The 19,354-nt window shown below is 42.4% G+C and carries 11 protein-coding genes and 2 pseudogenes; 9 read left to right on the top strand and 4 right to left on the bottom strand.

Annotated features, from left to right (window positions below):
* Positions 1–6: 6 nt before the first annotated feature.
* The 4 genes and pseudogenes from ACIZ62_RS13785 to ACIZ62_RS13770 form a co-directional block, all read left to right on the top strand.
* Positions 7–4,863, top strand: a pseudogene (locus ACIZ62_RS13785) (DEAD/DEAH box helicase family protein); the annotation flags it as partial.
* 829 nt (positions 4,864–5,692) lie between these two features.
* Complete coding sequence (dinB, locus tag ACIZ62_RS13780) at positions 5,693–6,946, top strand: DNA polymerase IV (protein WP_414150399.1); 1,254 nt, start codon at positions 5,693–5,695, stop codon at positions 6,944–6,946.
* A 14-nt stretch (positions 6,947–6,960) separates the two neighbouring features.
* The gene (locus tag ACIZ62_RS13775) at positions 6,961–7,203 is read left to right on the top strand and encodes a hypothetical protein (protein WP_207637756.1); all 243 of its coding nucleotides are present in this window, start codon (positions 6,961–6,963) and stop codon (positions 7,201–7,203) included.
* Between the two features lie 79 nt (positions 7,204–7,282).
* On the top strand, positions 7,283–8,644 hold the full coding sequence (locus ACIZ62_RS13770; RefSeq protein WP_414150398.1) for a hypothetical protein: 1,362 nt from the start codon (positions 7,283–7,285) through the stop codon (positions 8,642–8,644).
* 250 nt (positions 8,645–8,894) lie between these two features.
* Here the strand turns inward: ACIZ62_RS13770 and ACIZ62_RS13765 are convergent.
* Positions 8,895–10,275, bottom strand: a pseudogene (locus ACIZ62_RS13765) (transposase).
* A gap of 167 nt (positions 10,276–10,442) precedes the next feature.
* Between ACIZ62_RS13765 and ACIZ62_RS13760 the strand changes: the two are divergent.
* Positions 10,443–11,852, top strand: a complete 1,410-nt coding sequence (locus ACIZ62_RS13760; protein ID WP_414150397.1) for a HEPN domain-containing protein — start codon at positions 10,443–10,445, stop codon at positions 11,850–11,852.
* Between the two features lie 186 nt (positions 11,853–12,038).
* Positions 12,039–12,629: a recombinase family protein gene (locus ACIZ62_RS13755; RefSeq protein WP_414150396.1), complete on the top strand. Its 591-nt coding sequence runs from the start codon at positions 12,039–12,041 to the stop codon at positions 12,627–12,629.
* Positions 12,630–12,784: 155 nt separating this feature from the next.
* On the opposite strand, the gene ACIZ62_RS13750 is transcribed toward ACIZ62_RS13755, so the two are convergent.
* The 3 genes from ACIZ62_RS13750 to ACIZ62_RS13740 are packed head-to-tail and all read right to left on the bottom strand — an operon-like array spanning position 12,785 to position 13,934.
* The gene (locus ACIZ62_RS13750; protein ID WP_414150395.1) at positions 12,785–12,988 is read right to left on the bottom strand and encodes a hypothetical protein; all 204 of its coding nucleotides are present in this window, start codon (positions 12,986–12,988) and stop codon (positions 12,785–12,787) included.
* Positions 12,989–13,027: 39 nt separating this feature from the next.
* Positions 13,028–13,417: a hypothetical protein gene (locus ACIZ62_RS13745; protein ID WP_414150394.1), complete on the bottom strand. Its 390-nt coding sequence runs from the start codon at positions 13,415–13,417 to the stop codon at positions 13,028–13,030.
* Positions 13,407–13,934, bottom strand: coding sequence for a helix-turn-helix domain-containing protein (locus ACIZ62_RS13740; RefSeq protein WP_414150393.1), 528 nt, complete (start codon positions 13,932–13,934; stop codon positions 13,407–13,409). The genes ACIZ62_RS13745 and ACIZ62_RS13740 overlap by 11 nt, the downstream gene beginning before the upstream one ends.
* Before the next feature lie 360 nt (positions 13,935–14,294).
* Here ACIZ62_RS13740 and ACIZ62_RS13735 point away from each other — a divergent pair, with 360 nt between their 5' ends.
* The 3 genes from ACIZ62_RS13735 to ACIZ62_RS13725 are packed head-to-tail and all read left to right on the top strand — an operon-like array spanning position 14,295 to position 19,145.
* Entirely contained in the window at positions 14,295–14,882 is a 588-nt protein-coding gene (locus ACIZ62_RS13735; RefSeq protein ID WP_414150392.1) for a restriction endonuclease subunit S, read from the top strand.
* Positions 14,879–17,935, top strand: coding sequence for a type I restriction endonuclease subunit R (locus tag ACIZ62_RS13730; protein ID WP_414150391.1), 3,057 nt, complete (start codon positions 14,879–14,881; stop codon positions 17,933–17,935). The genes ACIZ62_RS13735 and ACIZ62_RS13730 overlap by 4 nt, the downstream gene beginning before the upstream one ends.
* Positions 17,936–17,972: 37 nt before the next feature.
* Positions 17,973–19,145: a restriction endonuclease subunit S gene (locus ACIZ62_RS13725; RefSeq protein WP_414150390.1), complete on the top strand. Its 1,173-nt coding sequence runs from the start codon at positions 17,973–17,975 to the stop codon at positions 19,143–19,145.
* The last annotated feature ends 209 nt before the right edge of the window (positions 19,146–19,354 follow it).

Here is a 19,354-nt window from a genome sequence, read left to right as displayed (position 1 = left end):
AAACCAGAAAACTATGAAATCACTGCTGATGTTTTGGGAGAAGGCTCACCACGACAAAAGTTCAAAGCCAATGTACTGGCGATTCAAACCCTGCAAGAGGTTGAAAAAGAAAAGCGGATGGCCACGCCGGATGAACAGGCGATTTTATCCCGATATGTGGGTTGGGGTGGATTGCCCCAGGCGTTCGATCCGGATAACATCCATTGGCAGCTGGAAGCCAAGGAATTAAAAAACTTTCTCACCGAGGAAGAATACAGTTCGGCCAAGGGATCAACACTAAATGCCCATTATACAGCGCCAGTTATTATTAAAGCCATGTATGGCGCACTGGAGCAGATGGGTTATTATAAAGGGAATATTCTGGAACCAGGGATGGGCGTGGGTCATTTCTTTGGCTTATTGCCAGATGCCATGAAGGATTCGAAGCTTTATGGCGTGGAGCTGGATGAGATTACTGGCCGGATCGCCAAAGCCCTTTATCCGGAAGCAAACATATCGGTATGCGGGTTTGAGAAAACCCAATTCTCCAACAGCTTTTTTGATGTGGCCATCGGGAATGTCCCCTTTGGCGATTATCAGGTTTATGATAAAGCTTATGACAAACACAGTTTTATGATCCATGATTATTTCTTTGCCAAATCGCTGGATAAGGTACGGGATGGGGGCGTGTTAGCCTTTATCACCAGCAAAGGAACAATGGATAAGAAGTCGCCCATGGTCAGGCAGTATCTGGCTGAACGGGCGGAATTAATCGGCGCCGTGCGCCTGCCGAATAATGCCTTTAAAGCGAATGCCGGCACCGATGTAACATCGGACATTATCTTTATGAAAAAGCGGGATCGGAAGGTTCTGGCAGCGGATGAACCCTGGGTACATCTGGGAATGGATGAAAATGGAATCCCCATGAATCAGTATTTCATTGATCACCCGGAAATGATTTTGGGAGAAATGCAAATGGTGTCCGGACGGTTCGGTGAGGAATCGGCCTGTCTGCCGATCCCAGGGAACGATCTGAAGCTTGCACTGGAAAAAGCCCTGGGCAATCTGGATTATCAGTTCCCTCAAGTGGAAACTGAAGCTGAAAACCTTATGGAAGATGACCGGGTTACCATCCCCGCCGATCCGGATGTGGCCAATTACAGTTATACCATCATTGATGATGAACTTTACTACCGGGAAAATTCTGTGATGAACCGGATGGATAAACCCGCAGCCACGACGAGCCGGATTATGGGATTGGTCGGTCTCCGGGATTGCACCCGGGAACTGATTGCTCTGCAACTGGAAAACGGCAGTAATGAGGAGATTGAAAAGAAACAGGTAGAACTGCATACCCTATACGATGCTTTTGTTAAGAAACACGATCTGATTAATGCCACCGGGAACCGCCGGGCCTTTGATGAGGATGGATCCTACTGGCTCTTATGCGCTCTGGAAGTGTTAAACGAAGACGGAACCTTTAAAGCAAAATCAGATATCTTCTATAAACGCACGATTCGCACCAATGAGGTGGTTACAGCGGTAGACACCTCCAATGAAGCGCTGCTGGTATCCATCAACGAAAAAGCCAGGGTCGATCTAAACTATATGTGCAGTTTAACCGAAAAACCCCGGGAAGTTATCATTGCTGATCTGGAGGGATTGATCTTCCGGGATTTTGGCAATTTAGATCCGGACCAGCTCCCCCGAAACCTTTTCGATGCCCCGGACATTCCCTTTGTCACCGCCGATGAATATCTGTCCGGAAATGTCCGCCGGAAGCTGGATCATGTCCGTCAGCTGTTTGAAAACCTGCCCAACGATCAGGCTCAAACCCTTTTACCAAACATCAAAGCGCTGGAAGCTGCCCAACCCCGGGATCTGGAAGCATCGGAAATCGAAGTACGGTTGGGAGCAACCTGGATCGATCCCCGCTATATCCATGATTTCATGGTTGACACCTTTAAGCCGGCAACCTATCTGATTAACAGTGAATCCATCAAGATCCATTATTCGCCGTATACCGGGGTTTGGAACGTTCAGGGCAAGAACGCCGATACCTATGATAATGTCCTGGCAAATGTCACCTATGGCACCAAACGGGCCAATGCTTACCGCATCCTGGAGGATTCCCTTAACCTGAAGGATATCCGGATTTATGACACAGTCCAGAACGCTGATGGCAATGATGTCCGTGTTCTTAATAAAAACGAAACCATTCTGGCCAATCAGAAACAGGAGCTGATTAAAGAAGCCTTTCGGGACTGGGTCTTTCAGGAACCGGAACGCCGGGAGGTTTTAACCAGGAAATATAATATTTTGTTTAATAGCATCAGGCCCCGGGAATACGAAGGAAGCCATGTGGTCCTTCACGGCATTTCGCCGGAGATCCGTTTGCGGGATTATCAGCTTAATGCCATTGCCCGGGGGCTGTACGGCGGAAATACCCTGCTTGGTCATTGCGTCGGCGCCGGCAAGACCTTTGAGATGACCGCCATCGCCATGGAAAGCAAGTACCTGGGTTTGTCCAACAAGTCCCTGTTCGTGGTTCCCAATCATTTAATCGGACAATGGGGAGCCGAGTTTCTGGCACTCTATCCCGGAGCCAATGTCCTGGTTGCCCGGAAAAAGGATTTTGAACCGGATAACCGTAAGAAGTTCTGTTCCCGGATCGCCACCGGCGATTATGATGCCATTATTATTGGCCACTCCCAATTTGAAAAGATCCCCTTATCGAAAGAATTTCAGGAACAGGCTCTGGACAGCCAGATTAATGATGTGCTAATGGCCATCGATGATGCCAAACGCAATAATGAAGAACAGTTCACCATCAAACAACTGGAAAGAACCCGGAAGTCATTGGAATTACGTCTGAACCGGCTTAATGATGATTCCCGTAAGGATGGCGTCATTACCTTTGAGGAATTGGGGATTGACCGGCTGTTTGTGGATGAAGCCCATAATTATAAGAACCTGTTTCTGTATACAAAGATGAGAAATGTGGCTGGAATCGGGCAGAGTGAAGCGCAAAAGGCCACAGATATGTTTAACAAGTGTCAGTATCTGGATCAGTTAACCCAGAACAAAGGGGTGGTCTTTGCCACCGGCACACCCATATCAAACAGCATTACCGAGTTATATACGATGATGCGTTATCTCCAGTACGACACCCTGATGGATATGAATTTAGGTCACTTCGATGCCTGGGCATCGACCTATGCCGAAGCCATTACCGCCATCGAATTATCCCCGGAAGGAACCGGATACCGATCCAAAACCCGTCTGGCCCGGTTTTATAATCTGCCGGAGCTGATGGCCGTTTTTAAGGAGGTAGCAGATATTCAAACCCCGGATATGTTAAAACTCCCGGTACCAAAGGCCATCTATGAAGATGTGGTGATTAAACCATCAGAACATCAGAAGGAGATGCTCATGGAGCTGGTCACCCGGGCCGAACGGGTGCGGAATCATCAGGTGGAACCCTATGAGGATAATATGCTGAAAATCACCAATGACGGACGCAAGCTGGCCCTGGATCAGCGACTGATTAACCCGCTGCTACCCGATCCGGAAGAATCAAAGGTGAATAAGAGTGTCGAAAATATTGTTGCGGTCTGGCAGGACAGCATGGATCAACGATCAGCTCAACTGGTATTCTGTGATTTATCCACGCCCAATAAGGATGGCCGGTTTAATGTTTATCAAGAGATTAAAAACAAAGCCATTGAAAAAGGGATCCCTGAAGATGAGATTGCCTTTATTCACGATGCTGACACCGATGTGAAGAAAACGGCACTTTTTTCCAAGGTAAGAAGCGGATCCGTGCGGGTACTGATTGGATCAACGCCTAAAATGGGCGCTGGAACCAACGTCCAGGACAAGTTAATTGCCCTTCATCATCTGGATGTCCCGTGGCGTCCGGCTGATATTGAGCAGCAGGAGGGTCGCATCCTAAGACAGGGAAATGAAAATCCCGAAGTGAAGATTTTTCGTTATATCACCGAGCAAACTTTTGACAGTTACTCGTGGCAGCTGATCGAGAATAAACAGAAATTCATCGGTCAGATCATGACCAGTAAACTTCCTGGCCGATCCTGTGAGGATGTGGATGAGCAGGCGTTATCTTACGCCGAGGTCAAAGCCCTGGCCACCGGCAATCCGCTCATTAAGGAGAAGATGGATCTGGATGTGAAGGTCACCAAGCTGAAGCTGATCAAAGCCAATTTTGTCAGCCAACGGTACCGTTTGGAGGACAATATCTTAAAAGCCTATCCAAGAGATATCAGTATACAAAACGAGCAGAAAAAAGCCTTAATTGAGGATCAGAAGCTCTTTGAATCGAAACGGCCATCCAAGGATCATTTTGAAATGACCATCGGCAATGTTTTTCATACCGATAAGAAGGAAGCCGGCACCGCCATTCTGGAGGTGATTAAAAAGCTGGAAGATTATAAACCACGATTAATTGGCCAGTATGCCGGTTTTAAAATGGCAGCTAAGTATGCCGGTTTTGATGGGGTCGAACTTTATCTAAAAAATCAGGCCACCCATACCGTCCATTTGGGTACCGATCCCCTTGGAAATATCACCCGCATCGGTCATGTCCTGGAAAGCATCCCGGATCAGATAAAAAAATGCGAAATGAATATCCAGGATACCATGGAACGGCTGGAAAACGCCAGGGATGAGGTTAAAAAGCTTTTTCCCCAGGAGCAGGAACTAAACGACTACTTGCTTCGTTTAAACGAGTTAAATACGATTCTCAGCGTCGAACAATCCGAGCATTCCCAGGGAACCCCAGAAAATGGCGCAAGTATGGTGGATCATCTGGAGTATATGGAAATGTGTGCCATCGACGAAGGAGAATGGGAGCCAGAGCAATAATTTGAATCAAGCAATGATCTTAATAGAAAGGAATCGAAGAAACCGGATGGGAAAATCGACTAGTCAAGAAGTAGCAAAACCGTCAACCAGCTCCTGCATGAGCAAGCTGGTTGGATCCGATAGTAGATGTAGAATCATTGAAATTCTTTGCAAGCTGAATATTTTTTTTCAATAACAAGGGGTGTGTAGTAGTCGCTTGATTGCTGCACACCCTTTTTGTTGTGCTTAAAATTTGATTTAAGAAGAATCTAGACAGCGAAATAATGAGGGTGGGGACAACGTTAGACCACCGAAAACAGAAGCGTGGTGTGGTAGAGCCTAAATAATAAATCTATTCGGCCTTTTAATGTGCTGCTGCATTAAAATGTCGTCATTGGGGATGAGAACGTAAACCCAAGTAAAATAATCACGGTTCGGGGGAAACTTCGGGAGAGATTTTGGATTCGTTAAGGTGTTAATCACCTTTGTAGTTTGGACGAAGGATAATGAGAATCCAGTGGTAATGAAAAAACCACCTATCCAGCAGACTTTTTATTAAAAGACGTAGAAATGACAAGCTTTATGCTTTTTTGATTTCAGGATTTCTACGCCCTTTTTTAGTGATTGAAAAAGAAAATAAAAGAGTTTTGATCGCAACCACAAGCTTTTCAACTTTATCTGTACTTATAGTAAATTTGTTTCCTCGGGAAACAGGAATTAAAAAAATAGAGCTTAATCAACAGATAAATGCCCTTTGGTTGTAATTTATTATTGACAATATATCATAAAAGGGTATATCATTAATAGAACGAACGTTCGTTTCATTTAGTGGTTTAGTGGGGGTGAAGAAATGGATCGAGTTATTTTACACAGTGATATGAATTCGTTCTATGCAGCGGTTGAATGCTTGTACAACCCTGAGATTAGAGAGAAGCCGGTAGCTGTGGGTGGTAATCCGGAAAAACGCCATGGGATTATCCTGGCCAAGAATGAGAAAGCCAAGAAAGCCGGCGTTAAGACCGGAGAAGCCTTGTGGCAGGCGATGGGAAAATGCCCAGGGCTTATCATTGTACCGCCGAATTATGAACGGTACCTCCGATATTCAAAGTTGTCCAGACAGATTTATAACCGCTACTCGGATCAGGTGGAGCCTTATGGCCTCGATGAGTCCTGGGTCGATTGTACGAATAGTGTGAAAATTCACGGTTCGGGTGAGGAAATTGCTCAAAAGATCAGTGCGCAAATTAAAGACGAACTGGGAGTGACGGTATCAATTGGGGTATCCTGGAATAAGATTTTTGCAAAGTATGGATCGGATTACAAGAAGCCGGATGCGATTACTGTGATTACCCGGGATAATTATAGAAAAATTGTCTGGGAACAGGAAGCCGGCGATCTGCTCTATGTGGGGCGATCCACTCAGAAAAAGCTTTTAAAATATGGAATTTATACCATTGGTCAACTTGCAGAGAGCAATCTTGACTTTCTGGTTCAAATTTTTGGTAAGATGGGAACCGTTTTATGGCGGTTTGCCAACGGTCTTGACGATAGTCCGGTTAAAAACTTTGATGAGCATTACAATGGCAATGAACGGCTGATTAAAAGCATCGGCAACAGTATTACCACGCCCAGGGACTTAACCAATCTGAAGGACGTCAAGATCATCCTTTATATGCTGACCGAAAGTGTGGCCATGCGTTTAAGGGAAACCGGCTGTTATTGCCAGACAGTGGCCATTCATATTCGAAATAAAGAGCTGCATAGCTTCACCAGGCAAATGAAGCTCCAGAAACCATCAGATCTGACCAATGAAATTGCCAGAGCAGCCATTGATCTGTTTGTAAGAAACTATGATTTCAGTTCGGACATCCGCTCCATGGGCGTGAGGGTTACAGACTTGATACCGGATTCAACGCCCATTCAACTGGATTTATTTGGCAATGAGGAATTACGGGTACGACAGGCAAGACTGGATGATACCGTGGATGGCTTGAAAAAACGCTTTGGTAATCTGGCGGTGCGACGAGCTGTTACGATTGACGATCCGATGGGTTGTTTGGATGCTAAAAAAGATCATGTCATTTATCCCATTTCATATTTTTAGAAGGAGATGCTTTTATGGCGATGAAGAAATTTGTGCCGGTGATTGCAAAATTTGAAAAAGATGGAAAGATCATTCCGATGAAGATATTGTGGGAAGATGGTCGAGAGTTTGACATTGACTTTATCTTTGATATCCGGCCTAGATCGTCTTTGAAAGTAGGTGGTCAGGGTATCCGGTATCTCTGTCGAATTAAAAATAAAGACGTTTATGTCTATTATGAAAAGCCAAAATGGTTTGTTGAAGGGAAGGAGCATTAATTGCAGAATATATTTCATAATTTGACAAACCAGTACATTAATCTTACAATGAAAACAATACCACAAAGGGGAGGTTCATTTGAAAAAGCTGATTATAAAAAAAGAACGGAATTTGTTATTGTTCAGCGATGTGATAAACGACTATCCTTTACTCAAAATAAGACTGGAAAAACACACAACCATTGATGAGCAGATATTGAAAAAAGAAAAAGCTACCGAAGAAGAACTAAATATCTACCGGATGCGAAACGATATCGTGACTCAGGCAAAGAATGAATGGCAAATTGATACAAGCCGTAGTGTGGATCTGCTCCCGGACGATAAGAAAGTCACCTGTGAAGTGTGCGGAAGGCCCATTAAAAACGTATTTTATATCAAAAATTCAATCAATCAGAATTGTCTGAGAACTGGATCCGAATGTATCAGACATTTTGCGATTGCAGAAAAGCAACATCTCGATAACCTTTTGAAGAATGCCAAGCGTTTGAAGCGCCGGGAAGAAATCGAACACATTTTTCCAGGGATCGATTTACGAATCTACCAGTGGTCAAATTTTATCGATGAACAGCCGATCATTATCAATGATACCTTATCTAAGAAATATTTTGAGTTAGGAGATTTACTAAGTAGTATCTATGGTGCATTCCTGAAGCAAGAGAACAATAGTGATAAGGATTCAGAGGATGAGATCCGGCGGATCTTAAATGAATCAGACGAGTTAATAGATGAAATTTTGAAATATGTTAAAAGTCATATAGATGATGTTCTCTATCCACCAAGTCGGATTTTTAGGCAGATGGAGCCACAGGGGGTTGCCTGGCTGAAACAGGATGGTTATATCACGCCAAGAACGTTGTTTCGGATCCGGGACGATGAGGTTGCTCAAAAGATCTTTGAAAAATATGATGCTTTTTTTAATACAAATAGAATCACAATACTTAATGTCAGTCCCAAGCATGGCGTAGATTATCGGATCAAGCGTCAGGCAAATATCATCCTGACAGCGCCGTATGGTATTTTCTGTAAAAAGTATGGGGCCGAGATTCTAAGAGTAAATGATATAGAAACCATTGCTTCAGAACGGGACCTGGTGGGAGTAGGAAAGGTCATTGAGTACCGATCATTGGAATCGTTGATTTATATTATGCAGGATCTGTACTTGAAGGAAAGCCCATATACCATTGAGGAACTTTATTATGAATATAATGAAGTCTATTTCGTGGTAAATAACGGTTTAAGCCGTGAATATTTAAAGGTAGAGCTGCCAGGACTGGAAGCTATCGCAAGAGAATTGGTCTATTTCAAAGGGACTGAAAATAAAAAGAAGATTCATGTGTTCCTGGATGAATGTCGTAAGAAACCAGGTAATGTCACGAGCCGAGCAGATTATTTATTTATGAAAGAGCAGCGAGAAGCAAATAGTAGAAGATCCGGATTTTAATATGTAGGATAGGTAATTGCGAAATGAAAAAGATTTAGAGCACAGAGAATTCGGCGGTAAGAAACAGACAGACTTCATGAAGTCAGAAGGGAAACGAACAACAAAGCGAAGAAAATGTTGCAGAAGATGAGAAAAAAAGCGCAAAAACAAAAGCTGGGCAAAGAAGATAAAAAGTCCAACTAGGCAACGAGTGGTTTAAGACTGCGTAAGTACTGATGCTGATGAATAGTATCGGAAAGAATTGCAGTAATCAGCTGGGTAATTCCGGCCAATAGCAAATCGGCGTGAAGTGTCCTGGCATTTTGAGTTTTACGGTTGGCAAGACAGAAACTGTCTTTGAAGTGATTAATGGATTGTTCAACGACGCCCCGGATCTTATAGATTCGAGCCCATTCGAGTGTCCCACGAAGGGTTCCGGGGTAGGCCCGGAGATTTTTTTCAGGGTAGACGTAAAACATCCGACCACAGGAAGACGAAGTGCAAGGATTTTCACAGAAACACTGACGTTTGGCTTTCCCGGCTTCCTGTTTGATCCATTTTGTTTTGGGACAGGTGAATTTAAACCGAATCAGGCCGTTCTTTCGTTTGGCCCGCCCTTCGGATTTCATGGGAAGAGAAGGATCGTTTGGACAACAGGGAATCCCATCTGCATTAACCGGACAATCCGAATAGGAAAGTTTACCACGCTGATTCAATGGAATGAAAGCTTTTTCAAATTTCAGCTCCCCAAGGAGGGACTGATAAATCGCTGAACTGTCAAACGCAGCATCACCAATGAAAAGTTTGGGGACAATCAGCGGGTGCTTTTTAAAGAAGTCTGTAAGAACCGGAATCAGGGCTTTAGTATCATGAAGCGATTTGTCCTCATCGGGAGAATCTGATTTTTTCTCGACAGAAATCTCCGGATGATCAGCCAGAAAATTCGCATCATAGAAAGTGATATCCCGGACAATGCCAAGTCCATTGGTGATGATGCCGAATTTGTAGACGTAACAGAAATGTCCATTAATGTAGAGCTGTTTGATTTCCGGGTTGGATTTTGCGTGCGTGGGCATTGAACCGTAAGCAGCCTTATAGGGATCATAGGCGTCATCAAGCTGGTGAGATTTTTTAAATGCCTTGAGCTGCTTAATGATTTTATTAGCAAATTTTGGATTGTTTTCAGTGACGTAGGCTTCAATTCCTGAGGTATCAAAAATGGTCATCATCGCTTTCTCGGCATCAATTTTCTGGCAGATCGGTTCAGTTACATCAACAAGACGATGAAAGAGCGATTGTAAGTCCATCAGGTATGTTTTTTTGAAACGGGTTAGTTGCGATGCGTGGGGAACCCGGTTAAAACCGCAGAAATCGCGGAGTTCTCTGGAAAACTTGAGAAAAGTAATCAGGAGTGTATCCGTGGGGATGGAAAAAATCCGCTGCAGGATCAGCGCCCAGAGAATCGAACAAAGTTCAAAATCTCGATATCGGCCATGAGCCGAATAGTAATGCTGATAAAATGAATGCGGAATCAACGCGTGAAGATTCAGATTCTCTTCCAGTAGTGAAAGAAAGTGATGTTTGTCATATTCAAAAAAATGAGTACAATCAGAATAAACTTCAGCCAAAGAAAGCTGTTTTTGTGATAAAATAGTCATGATATAACTCCTTTCAGGTTGATAGCTTTGTTTATAAGCAACTCAATTTTATCACAATCTGGTGAGGAGTTATATTTTTTTATGTTAAAAATATCCCGTAATTATGCGGGCTGTGGCGTTTTGCAAACGCCTAAATATGTAGGAAACAAGGAGGTAGATATTTGCAAAAATTTGCTATAAATAGCTTGTGGGAACATTCTGAAAATGATAAAGCTATAGGTAATTTAGTTGTGGAAAACAACGAGGTTTATTTTGATGTAAATGGAAAAAATAATGGGAGACCCGATGTTTTTTCGACTATTCATGAAGATCTGAATATTAAAGTTCTTACTTCAGGAAGAATTAGTGAAATAGATGGAGTATCAAGGTTAAATGTGAAAAGAGTATTTAAATCTAATAAGAATATCATATTATCCGAAGATTGTTCAATTATAAACATAAAGGAAGTAGTATTCGAAATTAGAGGTTTATATGCTTGGATGGAAGTTGATACTTTAAGTGGAGAATGGAGTAGTGATGGAAAACATTTTAACATTGAAATAAAAAATATTAGTGACATTTCTCTTTTTAAAAACGCAGATAAAGCAATTGATATAATCTTTAAAACACAATTAAAAGATGCTTTTCAAAATACATCAACAAAGATAAGTATTGAAAGAAAACCTATAATAAGAATCATCTACTTTCAAGAAGTAGATGATAAGCGTGTTTTTGAGGACATTAAGAATATTTCGAGATTTGTAGGCTTGTTGATGGGGATTTTAGGATACGTAGATAATGTTTCAATGATTGACTCAAACAATCATATTTACCAGAGTTATTATAGCCATGATTTTTCATATGACTTGGAGAATTCGAAGTCTAATTTATTATATGGATATTATAGATTCTATTATATTGGTGTTCAGGATAGATTAATGAGTTTATATGCTAAATGGGATAGTTTTATAAATGAAGATTGTGATATGAGTTTTCTGATTAGCGTATATTTTTTATTGAATAGTAAAAGGGAATATCTAATCGAAGATAAATTTTTGCATTATTGCAGATTCATAGAGGGTTATAGCATTCGGAGAGATGGAAATGGTGATGCTATTTCTAAATCGGACATAAAGAAAGAATTGAATGAGGTTTTGAGTAACACTGATGTTTTAGAAACAATCACCAATTTAAAAGAATCATTAAAAAAACTAAGTATCAATGAAAAATATGCCACACCTGCTAGAATTAGTGAAGCAATGACTGAACGTATTTTGAAAGGAAAAAATCTAGATTTTGGTCAACGAATAGGAATTATTGACAATCGATACTCAAATTACTTGACTGAAAACTACAAAAGAATTAGACATTTCGACATTCAATGTGAACCTGATTCTGACCTTGAAAAATCAGCATTAATTAGAAAAATAGTTGACACAAGAAACTATTATTCACACTTTAAAGACGATAGCGATGGGATACTTAGTTTGGAGGAAATGATTAACACAAGCAATTTACTTAACAAGCTGATCACTAAGATAATTCTGTATGAAATTGGATTCAATATGGATGAGATACTGATTAGAGATTAATATCAAGTTTATTTCAAGAAGGATCAAAAACGGCCGTTTTTGATTCTTTTTTTATTTCTTCTTTATTAATCGTATCTATGGGGATATAATGGTATTAAAACAAGTATCAAAAACAAGGAATCATTAAGTGCGTGTTTGTACGTTTATGATACTGATAAAACTAGGATATGAAATGGTAAGAAAACTATGATATTTGGATATACAAGAGTTTCGAAAACAGAACAAAATTTAGATCGGCAAATTGATCAATTGAAGGATATTGGTTGTGAAAAAATATTTCAGGACAAGATAACTGGAATGACAATGGATCGACCAGAGCTAATTAAAATGTTTGAATATTTACGTGAAGGTGATACGATTATGGTAACTGAATTGTCTCGCTTCGGCAGATCAGTAAAAGACCTTCTTGAATTAGTCGATCAAATAGAAATGAAAGGTGCAAATTTAAAAAGTTTAAAAGAACCATGGGCGGACACCACGACACCACAAGGCCGAATGTTATTTGTCGTTTTTGCAGGCATTGGACAGTTTGAAAGAGACTTGATAAGTCAACGTACAAAAGAAGGGTTAGCAAGCGCCAGAGCCAGGGGAAGAAAGGGTGGAAGACCTCGGTTGCCAGCGGATAAAATCAATCTTGCTTTAAAAATGTACGGCAGTAAAGATTACTCGATTGCTGAAATAATTGAAGCGACGGGAGTCAGTAAAAAAAGTATATATCGATATGTGGAGCAACAAAAATTAAAAGATGTTGCAACTGAAAATAAAGTTGGGATTTAAAGTCTGAAATATCTCGAATATTAGAAAAAAAGGCATCAGTTTATCCTGCTTCGGGGCTCACCGTACCATCAACCGTAGTTAAACCTACCCTAACAAAAACCAAGCTGCCAATAATAAATATTGACAGCCTTGTGGGGTTTATTCTATTTTAATCATCAATCCCAATTATGTGATCCCATATCCTCCATGATTTCTTCACCTACACCAATGTTACCGCTTGTTTCTGTTGACGCACACTGAAGACAAATGTTATTATCTGGATAATCATCATCATATTCTAACCCTTCAAAGTAATTGTCATACTCTTCTCTTGTGTCAGAAACGTTGAATTTTTTACCGCACCACGCACATTTTGCCATTTGAGAACCTCCTAAAATGTATTTTTTTATTTGAATTAACTAACTTTGAGAACACATGGGACAATCTTCTGCAGTGTCTTGCTGTTCAGTTACAGTTTCTTCTACCAACACCTGCTCCAGATACTCTTGAACATCCTGTTCAGCTTGTTCAAGTTGCTGAATAAGAATTCTTTCAGCCTCGGCTACTTCCGCAACTGATATTTTTTGCTTATCGCGTTTAACCTTAATATAACTTATAAGTTTTTGTGTACCTACTGTCGCCAATACACCAATGCCAAGTGCAATAACTAATCTGGGGTTTTGTCTTGCTTTTTCTGCGTTTTGACCATCTTGAAAGCTATGGTTTTCAATTGTTTCGATGAATATTTTCGGACCTCCCATAGCTTTGACTTCACGTACTAACTCTGCGTAATCCCAATTAACGGCCATTTTTTGCTCCTTCTTCCTTAAATCTACTATTTTGTATAGCTGTCTTATTACCCGTCTTGATATTTTCAAGAAAAGACTTCAGATCATCAATATTTTTTCTTTCTTCTGCAATTTCATCATTCAGATGTTTAATATCTTGGTTTTTCTTTTTGATGCTTTTTTCATAAGAAAAGATGGCTTCGAGAATATAATTTTCAATATCTTCCGCAGATATTTGAAAATCGCGTTCTTTTCTATCTTCACAATAGCCTATAACAAGACTTCCAACAAGGGAACCTATTGCTCCGCCGACTAAACCGCTAATGTTTGATGGCGTGTATGAATTTGTACCTGTAACGATTTTGGCATATTTAGGTGAGACTTTAAGAAAACGTTGAAATTCATTTTCCTCAATCACATTCCCATCTTTCCGTGATACTTGGTTTGCTTTAAGCTTACCATCACGAATCCAACGTCTTACGGTTTCCTCGGTTGTGTGTAACATTTCTGCAATTTGCTTGACACTATATTTTTTCATATGTACTTACTCCTTAAAGCTACGCACATCATAACACTACATTTTTGTGTTGTCAACAAAATGTAGTGTTAAATATAAAAAATGTAGCAAAAGAAATGGCTGCTGTATTTTTTAACACAATCCCTGCGCTTTTTCTATCGTGTTGCAGTTACTTTCAATCACGTAAATGCAACGTCACGTTTAACAACGACGAACCTCTACGCGCCAACGTCCTGCCCAGCCTGCCAGCTACTTTTCAACACAAAAACTGAAATATAACAACATTACAAAAAATCATTTGACGAAAAACCACGATGGTGTTATGATCTGAAATATAAATGAATTTCAAAAAATCACATTAATAGTTTGGGGGTGCTCGTCTTGATACTAAGAGAAATAAAAGATTTCGCAACATTCATTCCCGGGATCAATCCGACCAGGGCGGAAAAGCAATTTGGCAAACAGCTTATAAATTATTATGACCAGCCGTCGTTTGAAGCGGATTATAATCACGTTGATGACAGCGGTGAAGCTGAGCTTAAATTTTCTTCTCTAAACAACGCCGCCTTAAATGCTGGCGACCTGATTATCAGTAACGCCTTACAGCTGGCGGCCATGGTTGGGGAAAATAATGCGGGCAAGGTCTTGCCCCTGAACTTTACCAAAATCGTCCTGGACAGTGACCACCTTGATCAGCGCTATTTTCTTTTCCTGTTTAATGATTTCAAAGAGGTACAGCGACAAAAAGAAAGAGGGTCCCAGCGAAGTGGCCTGGTGCAGCGGATTCCCCTGCGGGCGCTGGGGGAAATCCTGATCCCGGTTATGCCGCTGGCCGAACAAAAAAAGATTGGCGCCATTTACACCGAGCGGTTAAAACTGCAAAATAACCTCAATAAATACTCCGCCCTGATTGAACAGTTTACCAACTCAATCATCGCCGAAAACCTGAAAGGGGCAATGCCTACATGAAAAGTAAGACAGAACTGGCCTTTGAAAAAGAGCTCATCGATTATTTAACCACCATCGGTGGGGTCAAACAATGGGATTATAAAAAAGACATCAAAACCACCGAAGCGCTATGGGCTAATTTCAAACTGATCCTCGAACAAAATAATCACGCCCGCTTGCCGGGGCCAATGTCGGTGACGGAATTTAATCAGGTCAAGAAAATCATCACCGGGATAGAGACCCCCTATCAGGCGGGCCAATTCCTTTATGGCGTCAACGGCGTTTCGGAAATTGAGGTCGATCTGGATAATGGCGACCACGTCTTTCTGACCGTCTTTGACCAGGCCCAGGTTGGCGGCGGCAATACCGTTTATCAGGTGGTTAATCAGATTTTCCGCCCCAAAGTGATTGATGGCAAGCAAGAACGGCGCTTTGATGTGACCTTGCTGATCAATGGCCTGCCGATTATTCAAATTGAATTAAAAAAAGCCATGCACTCCACCAAAGAAGCCTTAAACCAAATGGAACAGTATATCGCCGAAAAACAATTCAGCGGGATCTTTTCAACCCTGCAGATTTTAGTCGCCATGACCCCCTATGATATCCGCTACATGGCCAACACCCCCCTGCAAGGCTTTAACCGGGCTTTTGCCTTTTGCTGGCAGGACGAAAAGGATGCCCGGCCGATCCGGTCCTGGCAGACCTTTGCCGATCAGGTGCTGTCGATCCCGATGGCCCATGATCTGGCCACCCGCTACATGATCCTGGATGGCACCAAAAACAAAGAAAGCATCAAAGTGATGCGTCCCTATCAGGTTTATGCCACCCGACGGGTCCTCGATAAAGTGCGCCAATTTGATTTCAACTATGATGACGGTAAACTGGGTTACATCTGGCACACCACCGGCTCAGGCAAGACTATCACCAGTTTTAAGACCGCCTGGCTGGCCAGCCGGCTGGCCAATGTCGACAAGGTGGTTTTTCTGGTTGACCGGATTGCTTTAACCAATCAGACCGCCGATGCCTATAAAGCCTATGATCCGGTGGCCGGCTTTGAAGGCAAAACCGGTGTCGTCAGTGACACTGCCAATGTCTCCGACCTCCACCGCAAACTGACCAAAAAGAGTGATAAAAATATTATCGTCACCAGTATCCAAAAGATGTCCCGTTATATCGCCCGGGATAGTTTTAAACCACTGACCGAGCGGATTCTTTTTATCGTCGATGAAGCCCACCGCTCAACCGGCGACGGCACCGATAATGAAGGGATGCTGGAAACGATCCGCACCGCCATCCCCAATTCGGCCTGGGTTGGCTATACCGGGACGCCCAAATTCCCGGAAACCCGGGATATTTTTGGCGACCTGCTCCATGCTTACACCATCAAAGAAGCCATTGCCGATAGAAATGTCCTGGGCTTTAACGTCGAATTCAAGGAAACGATTCAGCCGCCCGCCGACCCCACTGAAGAGGATATTGACGATAATATCCGCGGCAGTGTTTACGACACCAGCCCGGATCACGTCGAGCTGGTGGTTAAGGACATCTTTGATAACTGGAAGGAACGTTCCAATGACCGCAAATATAATGCCCTGTTCACGGTTCATGTTGGCGGCAACAAAGCCTCCACCCCCCGGGCCATGGCCTACTTTGATCACTTTGCCAAAGAAAATGACAAGCGCCCCGCCGCTGACCGCTTAAAAGTGGCGGTCTCTTTCTCAGTCGATACCACCAACAGTGACCGCCAGCGTGAGACCAATGAAAACCTCCATCGGGCTATCCAGGCTTATAACTCCAGCTTTGGCACCGCCTTTGATATGACCACCGTCAAAGCCTACACCGAAGATCTGGCCCGCCGCCTGAAAAAGACCGCCGATGATGGCAAGGCTCTGGATCTGGTGATCGTGGTTGACCAGCTCTTAACTGGTTTTGATGCCCCGGAGCTCAATACCCTCTATATTGACCGCACCCTCAAGGGCGGCAATCTGATCCAGGCCTACTCCCGAACCAACCGCATCCATAACCAGATCGCTAAGCCCTGGGGAAATGTGGTCAATTATCGCTGGCCGGTGCAAAACGAATATGAAATGAACAAAGCCTTTGCCGTCTATTCCAACCGGGCCTCGGCGGACGTTCAAATGACAGTTGAAGAGCTTAAAGAAGATAACGTAAAAGATGGAATCATTGCCAAACCCTTTGGCCAGGTGCAAGCCGAGCTGAAGGAAGTGATTGGCAAACTGGCCACCCTCACCGATGATTTTGTCAAGCTGCCGCCCAGTGAAAAAGCCCAGGATGAAGTCTTTGAGAATTTGCAGGAATATAACCGCCTGCTCAGTCAGTTAAAGCAATATACCGAAGATGATGACAAAAATCCGGTTTCGGCCTATGATAATCCACAAGAATTCTTTGAACGGTTGGGGATTACCGAAGACCAGGAAGTTGTCTTAACCACCGTCATCGCCGACGAGTTAATAGACCGCCGGGCCCAGCGCGAAGATATTGATATCTCCCAGGTCAATCTGGCCATGGTTCACATCCACGATGTCACCATCAACTATGATTATCTGATTGACCTGATCGCCCGGATGGCAGACGAAGTCCACGCCGATGAAATGACCAAAGCCGAAACCACCCGGGATGAAATCCATATCGAAATTGCCAAGTCCGACAATGACGGGGAAAAAACCAAGGTGCGCAATTTTGTCGCCAAGATTCTGTCTAAAGAATTTGAATTTGATCATTACCCGGCTCCCCGCAATGTGGAGAAAATGAACCAGGCCATGGAACGGTCGCAAAAAGAATCCAATATCAAACTGGTCACCAGCTTCATCCGCTACTGGGGGCTGGATAACAGCATCAAACCCAAAGAACTGGAAAAACTGATTAAAAAACACCGCCGGGGCCAGGAGGATCTGGATAAGCAGGGCGAGTTGACGGCCATCATGAATGGGGCCAAAGCCGATTATCAAGAAATTGCCGATCAAACCATTGCCGCCTTAACCTGGGTACGCTATCGGATTGAATTCCGGCAGGCCTTTTATAAAATGGCGGATGAGATTAAGCAGGGTGAATGATTCGTGTAAATGATACAGACGACAGAAGGAGGGCACAATGAGCGATAAAAAAGTAAGAGTACCGCAGATTAGGTTTGCCGGGTTTACGGGGGATTGGGAAGAGCGGAAGGTTGGTGAACTGTCAAACGTAGCGTCAGCTTCACGAGTTCACAAAGAAGAGTGGACCACAACAGGTGTACCGTTTTTCAGGTCAAGTGATGTTGTATCTGCATACAAAGGCAATGAAAATCAAAAGGCTTTTATTTCCTTTAAATTATATGAACAGTTAGTAAGTAACTCAGGTAGACTTGAAAAAGACGATATTTTGATTACTGGTGGAGGATCAATTGGAATACCTTATATAGTACCAAATGACGAGCCTTTATATTCAAAAGATGCTGATTTGATATGGATAAAAAGTTCTGATAAATTCAATAGCCGATACCTCTATACTTATTTTACCACTCCGGGTTTTAGGAAATATTTAAGTGCTATTTCGCATATCGGAACAATATCCCATTACACAATTGAACAAGTAAAGGGTACGCCCATATGTTTGCCTTCAGTTGATGAGCAAGATGAAATAGGCTTATATTTTACACAGCTCGACAACCTGATCACCCTGCAGCAGCGTCAGCTTGACAAGTTGGCCATTGTAAAAAAAACCATGCTCGAAAAAATGTTTCCGAAAGACGGGGCCAATGTCCCGGAAATTCGTTTTGCAGGATTTACGGGGGCTTGGGAACAGCGGAAGGTTGATAATGTTGTTGATGTTCGCAGTGGTAGAGATTATAAACATCTATCTAGTGGGGTTATTCCGGTGTATGGTACTGGCGGTTATATGCTCTCTGTTAATGAGGCTCTGTCTTATGATGAAGATGCCATTGGTATTGGTCGAAAAGGAACAATTGATAAACCGTATATATTAAGAGCACCATTTTGGACAGTAGATACCTTGTTTTATACTGTTCCAAGAGAAGAATATGATTTGAATTTCGTTTTTGATATTTTTCAAAACATTGACTGGAAGAAAAAAGATGAGTCAACTGGTGTGCCAAGCTTATCTAAAACGGTAATAAATTCTATTGTTGTGAGAATTCCAGGTTACCGAGAGCAGAAAACTATCGGCAACTATTTTGCCCAGCTCGACAACCTGATCACACTCCACCAGCGCCAGCTAAACACACTGAAAACCCTCAAGCAATCCCTACTACAACAACTATTTATCTAAATAGGTAATTGCGAAATGAAGAATAAACAACGTTGAGTTGAATGAAAAGGTGAGAAGCTGATAAAAAAAGGCGGAGTGACTAAAGCAGTTTAAAATAGAGAAAAATAGCGCACGGAAACAAAACCATCAGTTTTTTCCGAATAAAAACCCACTGATAGGAATGAGTTTCGGCACTTCGCAATTTACTAAGAATTAATTAACAAGGAGAT

It is taken from the genome of Acetobacterium carbinolicum, from assembly GCF_047456275.1.
GTDB lineage: Bacteria > Bacillota > Clostridia > Eubacteriales > Eubacteriaceae > Acetobacterium > Acetobacterium carbinolicum.
This window is presented reverse-complemented; position numbering and strand designations above follow the sequence as displayed.

Bases quoted from the DNA above. Each gene is read 5' to 3' on its own strand.
- ACIZ62_RS13740 (WP_414150393.1), bottom strand. From the start codon at position 13,934: ATGAAAAAATATAGTGTCAAGCAAATTGCAGAAATGTTACACACAACC.
- ACIZ62_RS13745 (WP_414150394.1), bottom strand. From the start codon at position 13,417: ATGGCCGTTAATTGGGATTACGCAGAGTTAGTACGTGAAGTCAAAGCT.
- dinB (WP_414150399.1), top strand. From the start codon at position 5,693: ATGGATCGAGTTATTTTACACAGTGATATGAATTCGTTCTATGCAGCG.
- ACIZ62_RS13730 (WP_414150391.1), top strand. From the start codon at position 14,879: ATGAAAAGTAAGACAGAACTGGCCTTTGAAAAAGAGCTCATCGATTAT.
- ACIZ62_RS13755 (WP_414150396.1), top strand. From the start codon at position 12,039: ATGATATTTGGATATACAAGAGTTTCGAAAACAGAACAAAATTTAGAT.
- ACIZ62_RS13725 (WP_414150390.1), top strand. From the start codon at position 17,973: ATGAGCGATAAAAAAGTAAGAGTACCGCAGATTAGGTTTGCCGGGTTT.
- ACIZ62_RS13775 (WP_207637756.1), top strand. From the start codon at position 6,961: ATGGCGATGAAGAAATTTGTGCCGGTGATTGCAAAATTTGAAAAAGAT.
- ACIZ62_RS13750 (WP_414150395.1), bottom strand. From the start codon at position 12,988: ATGGCAAAATGTGCGTGGTGCGGTAAAAAATTCAACGTTTCTGACACA.